General features: G+C 73.4%; 12 protein-coding genes. 7 read left to right on the top strand and 5 right to left on the bottom strand.

Translation table 11 applies throughout. The features are described from left to right. Positions 1-737 precede the first annotated feature (737 nt). Genes Aru02nite_RS31705 through Aru02nite_RS31695 form a run of 3 tightly spaced genes read left to right on the top strand, consistent with a single transcriptional unit; the run spans position 738 to position 2,515 of the window. Positions 738-899, top strand: a complete 162-nt coding sequence (locus tag Aru02nite_RS31705; protein ID WP_203663851.1) for a hypothetical protein — start codon at positions 738-740, stop codon at positions 897-899. Between the two features lie 4 nt (positions 900-903). Continuing rightward, positions 904-2,019, top strand: coding sequence for an acetate/propionate family kinase (locus Aru02nite_RS31700; RefSeq protein WP_203663849.1), 1,116 nt, complete (start codon positions 904-906; stop codon positions 2,017-2,019). Positions 2,020-2,029: 10 nt separating this feature from the next. Next, positions 2,030-2,515 (top strand): DUF6328 family protein, encoded by a 486-nt coding sequence (locus Aru02nite_RS31695; protein WP_203663847.1) that lies wholly within the window; start codon positions 2,030-2,032, stop codon positions 2,513-2,515. Between the two features lie 177 nt (positions 2,516-2,692). Here Aru02nite_RS31695 and Aru02nite_RS31690 read toward each other — a convergent pair whose 3' ends face one another. Continuing rightward, the gene (locus Aru02nite_RS31690) at positions 2,693-5,755 is read right to left on the bottom strand and encodes an alpha-N-acetylglucosaminidase (RefSeq protein WP_203663846.1); all 3,063 of its coding nucleotides are present in this window, start codon (positions 5,753-5,755) and stop codon (positions 2,693-2,695) included. Positions 5,756-5,932: 177 nt separating this feature from the next. Here Aru02nite_RS31690 and Aru02nite_RS31685 point away from each other — a divergent pair, with 177 nt between their 5' ends. The 4 genes from Aru02nite_RS31685 to Aru02nite_RS31670 all read left to right on the top strand — a co-directional run bounded on the left by Aru02nite_RS31685 (position 5,933) and on the right by Aru02nite_RS31670 (position 9,620). Further along, positions 5,933-6,919 carry an NAD-dependent epimerase/dehydratase family protein gene (locus Aru02nite_RS31685; RefSeq protein WP_203663845.1) on the top strand — a complete coding sequence of 329 codons (987 nt, stop codon included), beginning with the start codon at positions 5,933-5,935 and terminating at the stop codon, positions 6,917-6,919. A gap of 174 nt (positions 6,920-7,093) precedes the next feature. Beyond that, positions 7,094-7,978 carry a helix-turn-helix transcriptional regulator gene (locus Aru02nite_RS31680; protein ID WP_203663844.1) on the top strand — a complete coding sequence of 295 codons (885 nt, stop codon included), beginning with the start codon at positions 7,094-7,096 and terminating at the stop codon, positions 7,976-7,978. A gap of 125 nt (positions 7,979-8,103) precedes the next feature. Next, positions 8,104-8,517, top strand: a complete 414-nt coding sequence (locus Aru02nite_RS31675; protein WP_203663843.1) for a (R)-mandelonitrile lyase — start codon at positions 8,104-8,106, stop codon at positions 8,515-8,517. A gap of 62 nt (positions 8,518-8,579) precedes the next feature. Continuing rightward, positions 8,580-9,620, top strand: a complete 1,041-nt coding sequence (locus Aru02nite_RS31670; protein WP_203663842.1) for an NAD(P)-dependent alcohol dehydrogenase — start codon at positions 8,580-8,582, stop codon at positions 9,618-9,620. Between the two features lie 115 nt (positions 9,621-9,735). On the opposite strand, the gene Aru02nite_RS31665 is transcribed toward Aru02nite_RS31670, so the two are convergent. From Aru02nite_RS31665 to Aru02nite_RS31650, 4 genes are all read right to left on the bottom strand, one after another. Beyond that, entirely contained in the window at positions 9,736-9,888 is a 153-nt protein-coding gene (locus Aru02nite_RS31665; protein ID WP_203663840.1) for a hypothetical protein, read from the bottom strand. Between the two features lie 2 nt (positions 9,889-9,890). Further along, positions 9,891-11,021: a glycosyltransferase family 2 protein gene (locus Aru02nite_RS31660; RefSeq protein ID WP_203663838.1), complete on the bottom strand. Its 1,131-nt coding sequence runs from the start codon at positions 11,019-11,021 to the stop codon at positions 9,891-9,893. 195 nt (positions 11,022-11,216) lie between these two features. Continuing rightward, positions 11,217-13,037: a substrate-binding domain-containing protein gene (locus tag Aru02nite_RS31655; RefSeq protein WP_203663836.1), complete on the bottom strand. Its 1,821-nt coding sequence runs from the start codon at positions 13,035-13,037 to the stop codon at positions 11,217-11,219. Between the two features lie 170 nt (positions 13,038-13,207). Continuing rightward, entirely contained in the window at positions 13,208-13,549 is a 342-nt protein-coding gene (locus Aru02nite_RS31650; protein WP_203663835.1) for a hypothetical protein, read from the bottom strand. Between the last annotated feature and the right edge of the window lie 197 nt (positions 13,550-13,746).

Genomic DNA, 13,746 nt, shown 5'->3' with positions numbered 1-13,746 from the left:
CGTCGGCGCCGGCGCCTGACGGCCGCGACCGTGGCGGGTGGTCGACCTGCGCTCACCTCCACGCTAGGACGGCGCCGGCCCGGCCGTACGCACTTCGACCGGCTCTGCCCTGGTCGGGTACCAGAGACGGTTGTCGGGTATCGGTTGTCCGGTCTCGCCCCGCGCTTCCGAACCGGTCCGGCCGAACGCGCCGGCCCCTGGCTCTCCCGGGGCCGGCGCACCGTTGGCGCCGGGTTGCGTTGGGCCGTCTGGTGAATCGGCCCGGTCGCCCGCCGCACAGGCGAGTAGGTGAGCCTGCCGGCGGCGGATCTCTCCGGTGGTGCGGTCCGCGGCGCCACGGCGGGTCGCATGTCTCCGGTGCCGCGTCCGGGGCGCCACGGCCGGGGCGTACCTCTCCGGTGCCGGCGGCCCGCGGCGACCGGGTCTGCCGAGCCGGGCGGCTGCCGGCCGAGGCTGGTGCGAGGCATTCGGCGATCTGGCGCAGGGCGAGCCGCCGGGCGAGCTCGCGACTCGCCATCGACCGGCGGCCGGACCGCGCGACGATCGTGCTCTGCGGGCGGATCCGGCGCTGTGGCAGGGATCCCGACACCGGCAGCCGCCGGTACGCCACGGCCGGACGCGACGCGGTGCCGCGCCGGGCGGGGGTACCGGGGATGCGAGCGGAGCGTTTCCGCCTCGGCGCCACGGGGAAGGGGTGAGGATGGGCCCGACGGGGTCGACGCGAGGAGGTGGAACGGATGGCCGAGCCGTACGAGCCGCGTACCGGGGCGGAGCAGCCGTGGGATCCGGAGGACCTGGCGGTGGCGCGGGGCGAGGACCCGACGCCGGAGAACGTCGCGCGGGCGCGCCGCGACCTGGCCGAGGAGGGGCCGGCGGCGATCGAGCGGACGGTGCCGTGACGCGGTGGCGTACCGGCGGGGCGGCCGGATGACGCTGCCGGTACTCGTGGTCGACGCGGGGTCGGCCAGCCTGCACGTCGCGCTGGTCGACGGGGAGACGGTGCGCGCCACGTACGACGTGGCGGAGCCGGGCGAGCTGTCCGGGCTGCTGCCGCGGCTGGGGCCGGTCGACGCGGTGGGCCACCGGTTCGTGCACGGCGGGCCGTACCTGACGGGGCCGACGGTCGTGGACGACGCCGTACGCGCCCGCCTGGTCGGTGCGGGCGTGCTCGCGCCGATGCACGTACCGCGGGCGGTGGCGGCGCTGGACGCGGCACGCGCGGCGCTGCCGGACGTGCCGCACGTGGCGTGCCTGGACACCGCGTTCCACACCGACCTGCCGGCCGCGGCGCGCACGTACCCGGTGCCGCACGGGTGGACCGAACGCTACGGGCTGCGCCGCTACGGCTTCCACGGCCTGTCGTACGCGTGGTCGGTGCGGCACGCCGCCGCCCTGCTCGGCCGTCCCGCCGACGACCTCCAGGTGGTCGTGACGCATCTCGGCGGCGGCTGCTCCGCCTGCGCGGTACGCGACGGGCACAGCGTCGACACCACGATGGGCCTGACCCCGTTGGAGGGCATGGCGATGAGCCGGCGCAGCGGCAGCGTCGACCCGGGCATGCTGCTGTGGTTGCAGACCGAGCACGGGTTCACCGCCGCGCAGCTGTCCGACGCGCTGCACCACCGGTCCGGACTGCTCGGCGTGTCCGGCAGTTCCGACGACACCCGCGACCTGGTCCGCGCCCGGCGCCGCGGGGACCGTGCCGCCGAGCTGGCCCTAGCCGTCTTCACCCACCGGGTACGCCGCGGGGTCGCCGCGATGGCCGCGAGCCTGGACCGCCTCGACGCGCTCGTGTTCACCGGCGAGATCGGCACCGACCAGCCCGAGGTACGCGCCGAGGTGTGCGCGGGCCTGCGCGTACTCGGGCTGCCGGACCGGTTGTCCGACGCGGTTCCGGACGAGCCGCGGTGCATCAGCCCGGTCGGCGCGGCCGTACCGGTGCTGGTGGTGCCGACCGGTGAAATCCAGCAGGTCGCCGCCGAGACCCGGGCCGCGCTGGCCGGTCCGGCGCTGCGGTGACGGTGCCGCCATGGCCGACGGGAAACCGGAGAGCGAGGCCGAACGGCTCACCCGCAACCTGCACGAACTCCTCCAGGAACTCCGGGTCGCGCAGACCGGCGTGCAGCTGCTGTTCGCGTTCCTGCTGACGCTGGCGTTCACGAACCGGTTCGCCACGCTCGGCCTTGCCGACCGCGTCGTGTACGTCGCGACGCTCGTCGCCGCGTCCCTCGCCGCCGGCCTGCTTATCGCCCCGGTCAGCTACCACCGCATGGTGTTCCGCCGGCACCTGCGGCCACGCCTGGTCCTCGCGGCGCACCGGATGGCCGCCGGCGGCCTCGGCTTCCTCGTCGCCGCCGTCGTCGGCGCCGTGTACCTGGTCGTCGACGTGGTCTTCTCGCTGCGCGTCGCCGCCCCGATCGCCGCCGGCATCGCCGCCTGGTTCGTCCTCTTCTGGTACGTGGTGCCGCTCGTCGCGCGCGGTGAACGCCGTACCGACCGCTCCGACCGTCCCTGACCGCACGACGAGTCCCGCACCACATCCCTTGCGTACCAACGGAACCAGCACGCGCGGTGCACAGGTCTGCACCATCTCCCGTGCGTAACAACGGGGTTGGCATGCAACCGCGCGAAGTGCCGCATCCGTTGCGTACCAACGGGACGGGCGTTGTTGGCGTGGGCCGGAGTCGGCGGGTCAGGTGACGGTGAAGCCGTCGAAGGTGGCGATGCCGGTGGCGCCGGAGCCGCCGTTCGCGGCGGTCATGAAGACGCCGATGTCGGGGGTGGCGGCGAGTCCGGCCGGGCTGACGGTGCCGAGGGTGGTCCAGGTCGTGCCGTCGGCGGACCAGGACGCGGTGAGCGCGCCGCCAGACCGGGCCAGCCGCAGCGTCACCGGCGCGGTGGCGGTGCCGGCGGAGGCGACCTTGTCCAGCCGGCCGTCGCCGTTGGTGTCGACGGACACCGCGCACCCGTGCGCGGGCGTCACCGCGAGGTTCGCGTACCCGGTGGATCCGTTGGTGGACAACGAGTTCCGTACCACGAGGCCGGCGCGGGCCCACGGTCCGCTCGCGTCCTGGTGCGTGACGCGTACGGTGGCGGTCGCGCCGTCGGGCAGCCCGCCCGGCAGGTAGACGGCGGCGAACTCGTTCGTGCCGCCCCACATGTCGCGGCCGCTGCCGGCGATGCCGAGCCCGGTCGCGGTGGCCGCGAAGCTCGCCTGGTTGAAGCTCACCGTCTCGTACGGTGCGTTGACGGGTTCGCCGGCGAGTACCCGGGCGGTGCCGGCGACGCGGCCGTCGGCGCGGCCCACCTGGTACGTGGCGGTGGCGCCGAGCCGTGCCGTCGGCTGGTCGGTGCGCCAGCCGGCGGGTGCGCTCACCCGCCACCGTACTGTCGCGTCCGCGCCGCCCGGCAGGCTCGCCACACCTGTCGGGTCCAGCGCGGTCACCGTCACGCCGTCGGGCACGACCGGGTCGAGCCGTACCGTCCGGGCGTCGGACAGGCCGCTGGCGTTGGTGATCCGGGCGGTGAGCGTCGTCGTACCGCCGGCGACGAGGACGGCGGGCTCGCACCGGACGCGCAGCGGTACCTGGTGGGTGTCGGCGGCGAGCGCCCGGTGCACGGCCGCGGCGACGGCGTGGCTGTCCCCGGTCGGCCGGTCCGGATACCGGTTCGTACGGCGGGTCCAGGCGTCGGTCACGGCGTACCAGTCGACCGGGTCCGGGGCGCGGTCGGTGCCGAGAACGGCGCGCAGGCCGGCGAAGTAGCGCCGCCAGCGGTCGGCGTAGACGTCGCCGATGAGGCCCTGCCACTCGCGGTTGGCGTAGTCGTGCAGCCCGCCGGTCTGGCTCGCGGTGCGGTCACCCCAGACCGTCAGGATCGTGCGCTGGTCGAACTCGGCGGCGTCGCCGCCCGCCCGGCGCGCCGCGTCCAGAGCCGGCCCGAGCAGGAACTCCGGCCGCGTCGCCACCAGCCGTTCCAGCAGCGCCATCCAGTCCAGCCACAGCGCGGTCAGCTCGTCGAACGCCGCGCCGTCGCCCGCCTCGTACGCGGCGGCGATCTGCGGCAGCAGGATGCGACTGCGGTTGGTGAGTACCTGGCGGGCCACGTCGGTCACGTCGTAGCCGTACGCGTCGGTGCGCCGTACCTCCGCGGGGCAGGCCAGCAGCAGCGGCAGCGCCCGGTCGAACGCCGCCGAGTCGTACTGCATGGTCGTGGGGGACCAGCCGGCGCCGGTGGTGACGGTGAGCCCGGGCTGGGCCGCGAACAGGCTGTCCTGCGGTTCGCTCTTCACCGACCCGTCCAGCGCGTACGCGGTGGTGCGCATCGCCTGCCACGCCGCGACGGCGTGCCGGTCCGCCTGCCCGTACCGGCGCGTCGCGAAGTCGGCGTACTGCTCGGCCGGGTCGGCGGCGACGTCGGTCCAGGCCAGCGCGGCGAACAGGTCCAGGTCGACCGGGTTGGTGTCGGCCGCCTCCGGCATCAGCGCGATGCCCGCCAGCGCACCGCCCGGCTTGTCCCGCCACCGCCGGTACTTGTCCGCCCAGACCCCGGTGGCGCCGCCCATCGTGGACTTGCCGCCGTAGTTGAAGATCGTGCCGAACGCGTACGGCGTGCCGGCCCAGTCGGCGTCCCGGTCGACCTTGTCGGTGTGCTCCGAGAGCCCGTCGACGATCAGCATCCGGCTGGTGTCGACCGCGGCGACGGTCTCCTTCTTCGGGTTGTCCTGCCAGCCGAGGATCACCCACGTGGCGCCCGGATGCGCGGTCCGCAGTGCCGTCTCCACCGCCGCCGACGCCGGACCCACGGGCACGTCACCGGCCGTGCCCCCCTCGTGCAGCAGATCCATCTTGTACATGGTCGAGTCGCCGTAGCGCGCGCTGGAGTGCCGGTAGAACGCGGCCGCGACCCGGGCGAAGTGCTCGCCGCGCGGGTCGAGCCAGCCGGGCCGGGTGAACCCGCACCACTGCCCCTGCGGTACGACGTGCGCGCCCGGGTTGCGGTCGGCGAAGTCCGGCGGCACCGTGCCGAAGTACCCGGGCAGCACCGGGGTCATCCCCAGCGCCCGGACGTACCCGACGAGCTGCGCGGTGAGGTCGGCGCGGCGGGCGAGCAGGCCGGCGTCGATCGGCCCGCCGAAGCCGGACATGTTCTGCAGCAGCCACCACGGCTGGTGCGCCGGCGCCGGGATCCACGCCCGTACCTCGGCGTCCGAGTACCCGAACTCACGGAGCGTGTCGTGGTAGACGGCGTCGGCCCCGACGTACAGCAGGACCTCGTTGAAGCCGTGCAGGGCGAGTACGTCGATCTCGCGACGCCACCGGTCGAAGTCCCAGTACGGCCCGGTGTAGCCGTCGTTGGTGTCGTTGAGCGCGAACCGGTGCGGCACGTCGGCGCGCCCCACGATCGGCGTCGCCGGTGCCGGCAGCCGCGCCGGCAGCTCCAGGTTCTGCCCGGCCCACCAGATGCCCGCCCGCACCGTCGTTCCCAGGTACCGGTGGACGCCGGCGAGGACCGTCGCCGGCGTGGTGCCCGCGACGCGCAGTGCACCGTCCCGCCCGTCCACCCGGTACGCGTCGGCGTCGGCGGGTCCGGTCAGCGTGAGCGTGAACTGGTCGGCGTGCCGGCCGATCAGCCGGCGCAGCGCGGCGCGCGCGACGTCCACGTCGGGAGCGGCGGCCGCGGGTGCGGACCAGCCGACGGCGGTCAGCCCGGCGCCGAGGGCACCTGCGGTGAGGACGGTCCTGCGTCGGGCCATGGCCACCTCCGGCGGGGTCGGAGGCAGCCTATGGTGCGCGAAACTGGTCGGCAAGATCCTTCCGGGAACATTTCCGCGCATGCGGCCGCCGTCGCCCGCGCCGAGCGTTCCCGTGGGTGTGCCCGCCCGGCGTCGGGCCGGAACCTGGCATCCTTGTCCCCGAACGATCGGAGAGCCATGAGAATCGTCGTCATCGGCGGCAGCGGTCACGTCGGCACGTTCCTCGTACCGCGCCTGGTCCGCGCCGGCCACGAGGTCGTCACCATCAGCCGCGGCACCCGCCAGCCGTACGTCCCGGCCCCCGAATGGCAGCAGGTACGCCAGGTCACGGCCGACCGCCGCCAGGAGGACCTCGCCGGTACGTTCGCCGGACGGGTGGCCGGGCTGGGCGCCGACGTGGTCGTCGACATGCTGTGTTACCGCTCCGAGTCGGCGCTCGCCCTCGTCGAGGCGCTGCGCGGCCGGGTCGGGCACCTGCTGCACTGCGGGTCGGTGTGGCGCCACGGCCCCAGCCGCAAGGTACCCATCACGGAGGACGGCGCCGGCGCCGCGGACCCGGTGGGGGAGTACGGGATCGAGAAGGACCGGATCGCCCGGATGCTCAAGGCGGAGACCGCCGCCGGCGGGCTGGTCACCACGTCGCTGCACCCCGGCCACATCGTCGGACCCGGCTGGCATCCGGTCGGCCCGCTCGGCAACTTCGACCCGACCACCTGGTACACGCTGTCTGCCGGTCGGCCGCTGCGGATGCCCGGCAGCGGCACGGAACTGATGCACCACGTGCACGCGGACGACGTCGCGCAGGCGTTCGAGCACGCCATCGCCCGGCGGGACGCCGCGGCCGGCGAGGACTTCAGCATCGTCGCCCCGACCGCGCTCAACGTCCGCGGGTACGCCGAGATCGCGGCGGACTGGTTCGGGCGGACCGCCACGCTGGAGAGCGTCGGCTGGGACGCCTTCCGGGAGTCCACCGCCGCGGAGCACGCCGAGGCGAGCTGGCAGCACCTGTCCCGCAGCCAGTGCCTCAGCATCGACAAGGCCCGCCGGCTCCTCGACTACGCGCCGCGGTACGAACCCGACCAGGCCGTACTGGAGGCCGTGCGGTGGCTCGTCGACCACGGGCAGTTGGAGACCGCGGGCCCGCTGGTGGACCTTCCCGGCTGACCCGGCGAACACCGGATCCGTTGCGTCACAAGGCAACCCGATGTGACGGCTGGCGGGGTACCCGGGTGCCGACGGGACCGCCGGGCTCGGGTGGCTCGCATCGCCTGCACCACCCGATGTGGGGTGTACTGACAGGGCACCTCTCCCGTACCGGCGCCGACCTATGCTCGCGGCATGGACAACCGCGCCGAGGTCCGCGAGTTCCTGATGTCCCGGCGGGCCAAGGTCACGCCGGCGCAGGCCGGGCTTCCCCCGGGCCGCAACCGGCGGGTGCCGGGGCTGCGGCGTACCGAGGTCGCGCTGCTCGCCGGCGTCAGCGTCGAGTACTACGCCAAGCTGGAACGCGGGGCGATCGCCGGCGCGTCCGCCTCGGTACTCGACGCCGTCGCGCGGGCGCTGGCGCTCGACGACACCGAGCGCGCGCACCTGCTGGACCTGGCCCGCGCCGCCGACGGCGTACCGACCTCGGGGCGGGCCCGGCGCCGGGCAGCGGGGCGCGACGCCGCCCGGCCCGGCCTGCACTGGACGCTCGACGCGATCACCGACGGCGTCGCGTTCGTGCGCGACCCGCGGCAGGATCTGTTGGCCACCAACGCTCTCGGCCGGGTCTTCTACCGCCCGCTGATCGGCACCGGCGGCCGTACCCCGAACCTGGCGCGCTTCCAGTTCCTCGATCCGGCCTCGCGCGAGTTCTATCCCGACTGGGAACTGTTCGCGGAGATGTGCGTCGCCGTGATGCGTGCCGAGGCCGGCCGCGACCCGCACGACCGCGCGTTGCAGGACCTCGTCGGCGAACTCTCCACCCGGAGCCCGACGTTCCGCGCGCTGTGGGGTTCGCACGACGTGCGCACGCACGGGGCGGGTACCAAACGGTTCCACCACCCGGACGTGGGAGACCTGGTCCTCGCGTACGAGGAGCTCGCCATCACCGCCGAACCCGGCCTGGTACTCCTGGTCTACACGGCCGAACCCGGCTCGCCGTCGGCGGAACGCCTGCGGTTGCTCGGCTCGCTCGCCGCGGAAGTACCGGCGTCACAGCTGGACAGCCGGACCCGGTGAGGGCATCCCGACAGCAGGGCACGGCCGGCCACATCCCGGCAGCGGGGTGCACGACGCCGACAGCGTGCCGCGAATCCGGCTCAACCGGGCCGATCGCGGCCCGGAACACGGGAGGGACGACAACCATGCAGATCACCCGCAGCAGCCTCGACACCGTCAAGGGCCCCGGCGACTGGTTCACCGGCGACGTCTACATTGACCCGGTGGCCGCAGCCCCACCGCCCTCCCGTGTCCAGGCGAACCTGGTGCACTTCATGCCCGGCTCGCGTACGCACTGGCACCGGCATCCGCTCAGCCAGACGGTGTTCGTGACCGAGGGCGTCGGGCTGTGCCAGCGCCGCGGCGGTCCGGTCGAGGTCATCCGCGCCGGGGACCGGGTGCTGTTCGAGGCCGGCGAGGAGCACTGGCACGGTGCCGCCCCGAACCGGTTGATGGTGCACGTCGCCCTCAACGAGGGGGACGCCGACGACGACGTCGTCCACTGGCTCGACCCGGTCACCGACGCGGAGTACGCGGCGGCCCCGAGTACCGGCGGCTGACCGCGTACCGACGCGGGCGGTACCGGCAGATCACAGTTCACCTCTCTCAAGGAGCGCACAGCGTGCTCGTCAACGCCTACGCCGCACCGTCGGCGACGGAACCCCTCGTACCGACCACGATCCGGCGCCGGGACGTCGGCCCGAAGGACGTCCTCATCGAGATCCGGTACGCCGGCATCTGCCACTCCGACATCCACCTCGTCCGCGGCGAGTGGGGCCCGGTCACGTACCCGCAGGTGGTCGGGCACGAGATCGTCGGCGTCGTCGCGGAGGTCGGCGCCGAGGTCACCCGGCACCGGGTCGGTGACCGGGTGGGAGTCGGCTGCATGGTCGACTCGTGCCGCGAGTGCGAGAACTGCCGGGCCGGCATGGAGCAGTACTGCCTGCCCGGCAACACCGGCACGTACGCGTCGGTGGACCGGGACGGCACGATCACCCAGGGCGGCTACTCCACCCACGTGGTGGTCGTCGAGGACTTCGTCCTCAAGGTCCCCGAGGCGATCCCGTACGAGAAGGCGGCGCCGCTGCTGTGCGCCGGCATCACCACGTACTCGCCGCTCGCGCACTGGAACGCCGGCCCCGGCACGCGGGTCGCCGTCGTCGGGCTGGGCGGGCTCGGGCACATGGCCGTGAAGATCGCGCACGCGATGGGCGCCGAGGTCACCGTCCTGTCCCAGTCGCTGAAGAAGCGGGACGACGGGCTCGCGCTGGGCGCCGACCACTACCACGCGACGAGCGACCCGGCCACGTTCGAGGACCTGGCGAACACGTTCGACCTCATCGTCAACACGGTGAGCGCGCCGCTGGACCTCGACGCGTACCTGCGGCTGCTCCGCCTGGACGGCACGATGGTCAACGTCGGGGCGCCGCCGGAGGCGCAGGCGCTGCACGCGTTCACGCTGTTCAGCAACCGCCGGTCGGTGGCCGGTTCCGGCATCGGCAGCATCCGCGAGACGCAGGAGATGCTCGACTTCTGCGCCGAGCACGGCATCGCGCCGGAGACCGAGCTGATCGCTGCCGACCACATCAACCAGGCGTACGAGCGGGTGCTGGCCTCCGACGTCCGCTACCGCTTCGTCATCGACGTCGCGACCCTCGCCTGACCCACCTTGGTACTGCCGGGAACCGTTGCGCGCCAACGGTTCCCGGCGGACACGGCGGGGACTTCCCGGGCGGGAGCGGGGATCCGGCTCGCCGATCGACGGGCCGGGGAAGTCCTCAGCCGTGGCGGCGGGGGATCAGGCGCAGGATCGCCATGCCGGCGCCGAGCAGCGCGAAACCCGCGAGCACGATCCAGAACAGGTCGACGCCGGTCAGCGCGAGCGTCCCGGCACCTCCGGCCGCTGCGAGTACGGGCGTGGAGTGGTACATGATCACCACCTCCTCTCGGCACGTACGGCGGTCTGTACGAACGCGCAGGTCTGCGCGGCTTGCAGGAACACGTCGAAGACCATCTCCACGACGACGGTCGCGCCGAGGGCCATCATCGCCGGGCCACGCCGGCGTACGCTGACGGCGCGTTCCAGCGCGAAGACCGCGGTCACCACCGTCCACAGTGGACTGAGATGGATCGCCCCGTGCAGCACCAGCGCGTACGCCAGCGAGCCCAGATACGCGGCCGCCACGACGATCCCGACCAGCGACATCGCCTGCCGCCGCCAGTAGCTGACGGTCACGCGGGTGCAGCCGTAGTCGAGCAGGTTCTCCAGGGCGCCGCGCTTCCACCGCAGCCGCTGCCGGAACAGCGCCCGCCAGGTCGGCATCACCTCGGTCGTCAGCGTGCACTGCTTCGGCGACACGATCCGGTACCCGAGGTGCAGCACGGCCAGCGTCAGTTCGTTGTCCTCGGTGAGCACGTGCGTGTCGTACACGTGGGGACTGCCGGGCAGCGCGCCGTCCGCGCGGGCGGTCACGACCTCGGTGAGCACGTCGGCGCGGAACAGCGTGGCCGTACCGGTGAGGACGAGCACGCGACCCTTGCGGCGGTTCACGTCCCGGGCGTAGCGGGCGTACTCGTTGCGTTGCAGCATGCCGACGAACCCGCCGCCCGGCTTGCCGGTGAACGTGCCGCCGACCGCCGCGTACGTGCCGGTCGCGAGGCGCTCGACCGCGTGCGCCAGGAAACCGGTGGCGAGCGTCGAATCGGCGTCCATGACGAGGATCGCGTCGCGTTCGGTGCAGTCCGGCAGCAGCCCGTCGAGTACCTGGTTGAGCGCGCCGGCCTTCTTCGCCGTGTTGCCGACGGTGGTCACGACCCGCACCGGGTACCGCGCGGCGATCTCCACCGTACGGTCGGTGCAGTTGTCGGCCACGACCACGATCCGGTCCGGCGTACGGGACTGGGCGAGCAGCGAGGCGATCGTCTCCGCGATCTGGTCCTGCTCGTTGTGCGCGGGCACCAGCACCGTGACCCGCACGGCGGCCGGGTCGACCGGGCGCAACCCGCCCCGGGCGATCCCCCGGTACGCCGCCGTACCGGCCCCGATCCGTTGTGTGCCAACCATGTCCGCTCCTCGGTCCGTGCCGTCACTCCTTGGTATCCGGACCCGGACATGCCTGACATGAGGGCAACGGGCAGCGTTGCGCGCCGACCGGTCGTCCGGTACGGACCTAGGCCCCAGGGTCCGAAGACCCGATCCGGTACACGGGGGACGGCAGGGCGGAGTCCACCCCGGGTGGCGGCCGGCGCGCGGGGAGGCTCAGGCGGCCGCGGGTGCCCGGCTGAACAGCGCGGTCAGCAGCACGCTGGAGATCTGCGTCGGGCTGGTCGCCTGGTACGTGCGGCCGCCGGTCGCCTGCGAGATCGCCTGCAACGAGTCCAGATCCACGTGCGCGCCGTACCCGACGGTGACGATCGGTACCGGATGCTTGCGGTCTGCGAGGTCGGCGAGCTGGGCGGTCAGCTCCGCACCGCGGGTTTTGCTGGCGGAGTCGCCGCCGTCCCCGGTGATGATCACGACCTGGTTGATGGCCGACGGCCGGTAGTGCGCGCGGACCGTCCGGTACGCGGCGAGCGCCGCGTCGAACAGCGTCGGCTTGCCCACCGCGCTGAGATGGTCGAGCGCGTCGTTCACCGCAACCGCCCGGGTACTGCCCTGGTACGTGTCGTTGATCTTGCCGAGCGGGACGAGTTCCTCCTGGTTGTCGCCGTTGCCGTTGACGTTCTCGGCGTAGTCCCACAGCCCGACGCGGGTGTCCGGCTGCGGGGTCATCAGGTTGACGGCCGCGCCGGTGGCCGACGCGGCGAGCTGCAACCCGGTACGCCCGGTGCCCGGCACCTGTTTCCCCATCGCCGCCGAGACGTCCATGACCACCAGGACGTTGCTCTCCCGGCTGATCGCCGCCCACACCGACGCCGTCTGGCTGATCGACGCGGGCGTCATCACCGCCCGCGGCATCGTCGGAACCGTCCGCGCGACGCCGTTCGCGGCGGTCACCGCCGGACCCGGCTTCCGGTTCGCGTCACGGTATCCGGCGTCCTGGAACGCCGCGCGCGCCGCGGTGCCGCGCAGCCGCGCGAGGAACGCCCGCGCGACGTCGCTGCGCACCCGCTGCGCGGCGCCGTCCACCGGCGCACCCGACCAGTTCACCACCAGGTACGGGAAGTCGGCGTCGGAGCTGCCGTCCTTCGGGTACACGGCGGTCAAACCGACGCGCGGCCCCTCCTCGTTGTACGAGACGACGTCGCGCTCCAGCGCCGGGAACGCCGACACCGTACGCAGGACCGCCGCCGGACCGTCCGCGTCGGCGACCGACAACCGTTGCAGGATCCGGTCCGGCCCCGACTCGACCTCCGCCTTGTACTGCCACAGCTGGTTGAGCGTACGGCGCTCGGAGTCGGTGATGTCGCCGTCGTTGTTGGCGTCCGCCATCGCGGTCATCGCGTGCAGCCCGGCCGTGGACACCGTCGGGTCGGTGACGGCCACCTTGAACGCGTCCCAGTCCGCGTGCCCGAACATCACCCACCGCTTCCCCGCGTACCGGGTGGCGAGGTCGTGCCAGGATGCGACGGGGCCGAGCGCCTTCGCCATCGGCGCCGGCATGGCGATCACGGCGGGGCTGCGGGCGAGGCTCGGCTGCCGTTCGGGCAGCATCGCCGCGGCGTCCTGCCGGGACGCCGCCATCCGTACCCACAGGCTCGACTCCGGCACCCACGCGTCGGGACGCGGCCCGTCCGTCCGCGGGTTCCAGCTCGGCGCGAGCGCGGCGGCGACCGACGCCGAGTCCTTCTGCTGGACGTCGATCCTCGCGCAGTGCCCGTCGACCGACTGCTGGTCGGCGTTGTACGCGGCGGCCTGCTTGTCGACAATGCTCTGCACGCTCTGGTCGGCGAGCACCGTCGCGGTCACCGTCGTACCGCTGCACCCGCGCGTGACCAGGTGCACGTACGTGACGGTCAGGCCAGCGAGCACCAGCACGGCCGCCACCGTGATGATGATCCACGGGGCCACGATCAGACGACTGCCGAACCTGCGCCGGTGGGAACGCAGCCCGCCGATCGCGTGGTTGCCACGCGGCACGTGGACTCCTGGGGGTGTGGTGGGGTCCGGCTCGCCGTTGCCGAATCCGGCACAGTGTACGGATCGTGCGCCCGCGTCCGCCGCACACCACGGCGTCCCCGGCGCGTCGTACCCGGCGGGCAGCGCGCGGCGCCCGATCCGTCACGTACGGCGAGGAGCGCGGGGGTACGTCACGGCGCGGTGGAGCCCGCCTCGCGGTAGAAGCTCTCGCCGGCGTGCTCGGCGTCGGTGTACACCTTCGTCGTGCCGTCCGGATAGGCGGCGAACGGCAGGATGACCCCGTCCGGGCACGGATGCAGGAACATCAGCGTGGCCCCCACCACCGCGAACGACTGCGCCTTCGGCGTTGCGTGCTCCGTACCGTGCGCGCTCCGCCACTCGGCCACCTGGTCCGCCGCACCGGGCTGTACGGCGGCGTTGTGCACCTTGCCGATGAGGTCGTCGATCGCGAGCCGGTCGAGTATCTCGATCTGGAGGTCCTGCGGCTGGTCCACGGCGCGTCTCCTCCGCATGCTCAGGCACGGTACGACTCGGTGGGCACGCGCACCGCTGCCGTCGGGTAGCGGTACTCGTGCACACTGTTGCGTCGGCTGAGCGCTCGGTCCTGACTATAGGCATCTGACCTGTTGGCCGAGGCGGATTCGGCGGAACCGTCGGCGCGCCGGTGCACACGATCGGGCGGCGAGACGCCGGGCACTCCCGGGACGGA

Source organism: Actinocatenispora rupis (assembly GCF_016861975.1).
In the GTDB taxonomy this organism is placed as follows: Bacteria; Actinomycetota; Actinomycetes; order Mycobacteriales; family Micromonosporaceae; genus Actinocatenispora; species Actinocatenispora rupis.
Note: the sequence above shows the minus strand (reverse complement) of the source record. Positions and strands in the feature narration are given on the sequence as shown.

Coding starts and splice junctions, on each gene's coding strand:
- Aru02nite_RS31705 (WP_203663851.1), top strand. CDS start 738: ATGGCCGAGCCGTACGAGCCGCGTACCGGGGCGGAGCAGCCGTGGGAT.
- Aru02nite_RS31695 (WP_203663847.1), top strand. CDS start 2,030: ATGGCCGACGGGAAACCGGAGAGCGAGGCCGAACGGCTCACCCGCAAC.
- Aru02nite_RS31690 (WP_203663846.1), bottom strand. CDS start 5,755: ATGGCCCGACGCAGGACCGTCCTCACCGCAGGTGCCCTCGGCGCCGGG.
- Aru02nite_RS31685 (WP_203663845.1), top strand. CDS start 5,933: ATGAGAATCGTCGTCATCGGCGGCAGCGGTCACGTCGGCACGTTCCTC.
- Aru02nite_RS31680 (WP_203663844.1), top strand. CDS start 7,094: ATGGACAACCGCGCCGAGGTCCGCGAGTTCCTGATGTCCCGGCGGGCC.
- Aru02nite_RS31675 (WP_203663843.1), top strand. CDS start 8,104: ATGCAGATCACCCGCAGCAGCCTCGACACCGTCAAGGGCCCCGGCGAC.
- Aru02nite_RS31665 (WP_203663840.1), bottom strand. CDS start 9,888: ATGTACCACTCCACGCCCGTACTCGCAGCGGCCGGAGGTGCCGGGACG.
- Aru02nite_RS31660 (WP_203663838.1), bottom strand. CDS start 11,021: ATGGTTGGCACACAACGGATCGGGGCCGGTACGGCGGCGTACCGGGGG.
- Aru02nite_RS31650 (WP_203663835.1), bottom strand. CDS start 13,549: ATGCGGAGGAGACGCGCCGTGGACCAGCCGCAGGACCTCCAGATCGAG.